Raw genomic sequence first — 1,498 nt, forward strand, 5'->3', positions numbered from 1 at the left:
TGTCCTTTGCTAAAATAACTATACAGGTTTCCGGTGATGTCTAAAAGGGTTATACAGTAAAATAACCCTGTCTAAAGTAGTTATACAATGTTAGATAATTTCTTGCTTATTTGACTATACAGGATTTTGATTGTCAATTGTTTTTCTTTCGATCTGCCTATTGTTTTGTCTTTGTTTATATGTTTTTGGCTTCCAAAGTTTTTTAAGATCTCCGGTTAATGTGTGGGCTTGAGCTGGGGTAAGGTCCTGGATACTGGTGTGTGGCCTGATGGTATTGTAAAACGTGACCGCCCTTTGTATAGCTTCCAGGGCCTGAGGCTGGTCTTTGAAGGTGCGCTGCAGGTTAAAAATGGTCTTCAAAATCCCATTTATTCTTTCGGCTACCGCGTTCTCATACGGATCGCCTTTTTCCGTCATTGATATGCGGATCCCATAGGATTGAAGTACCTGAACGTATTGAAGGCAGCAGTATTGGGTACCTCTGTCGGAATGGTGAATCAGTATTTCGGGCAAAGCATCCAGGGACTTCAATGCCATGTGGAGGGCCTGTAGAGGACCTTCGGTGGCAAGTGAAGGGTGTAGATGATAACCTACGATCTTGTGGGAATAAGCATCGGTGATCAATGACAGGAACAGAAAGCCGCCCGCAATGCGGATGTAGGTAATGTCACATACCCACAATAGATCAACCCGATCCACCGTCAACCCTTTTATAAGGTTAGGGTATTTTCTGTAATGGTGATAGGAGTCGGTTGTTCGTACAAACTTCTTCCTAGGTTTATCGACCAGTCCATGCTTCACCCGGAAGTTATGCAAGGCAATCCTCCCCATTTTTATATTATGAGATTGTAAGGACTGTTTAATCAGCTTGTAAATGGTCGGAGTTCCTAAGCCTGGTGCTTCTCTTTTCAACTGTAAAAGAAGCTCCATGACAACCTGATGATCACTGTAGCTCTTTTGCTGATACCAAAGCTTATCATAATAAGCGTGCCGGGTTTTACCAAACAGCTCACAAAGAGGCCCGACGCCAATCTGTGTAAATGTGGTCTTCATGGCTATTACTGTTTGGTGCCAGACTTTTTTCTGATATCAATGTCAAATTGCTTTTCTGCGATATCGATCATGGTCTCCAGGGCAATCACTTTCAATTGTAGATGGTTGATTTGAGAAGCCGCATCCTGTATCGTAGAGTCTTTGCCGGATAAGCCTTTGGGAGATTTTTTAGTGATTGTGGGAGTCGCTGTTTTGAACTCCTTCATCCAGAGCCGGATGGTAGTAAGCCCGACCTTGTTTTCCCGGGCTGCTTGCTGAGGGGTTAAACTGCCCGATGCTAGCTCCAGGGCGATTCGGCACCGATGAGAAGGCGGGTATTGCTGTTTGCGCCTGATATCTAAATCAGGATTGGACGCAAAGCGAACCACCCACGTCTTCAGTGTCTTCGGACTACTAATCCCGTATTTAGCCTTAGCTTCCTCAGCCGTCAATTCCCCGCTTTCAA

At 44.7% G+C, this 1,498-nt stretch carries 2 protein-coding genes; both read right to left on the reverse strand.

Features of this window, described 5'->3' with window-relative positions; genetic code table 11:
* Positions 1 to 114: 114 nt before the first annotated feature.
* The gene (locus tag P2H89_RS35380) at positions 115 to 1,053 is read right to left on the reverse strand and encodes an IS3 family transposase (RefSeq protein WP_275836317.1); all 939 of its coding nucleotides are present in this window, start codon (positions 1,051 to 1,053) and stop codon (positions 115 to 117) included.
* Positions 1,054 to 1,058: 5 nt separating this feature from the next.
* Positions 1,059 to 1,498 (reverse strand): hypothetical protein (locus tag P2H89_RS35385; protein WP_275836319.1); only part of this gene is annotated, 440 nt, incomplete at its 5' end.

This window comes from Paraflavitalea sp. CAU 1676 (assembly GCF_029223285.1).
Classification (GTDB): Bacteria; Bacteroidota; Bacteroidia; order Chitinophagales; family Chitinophagaceae; genus Paraflavitalea.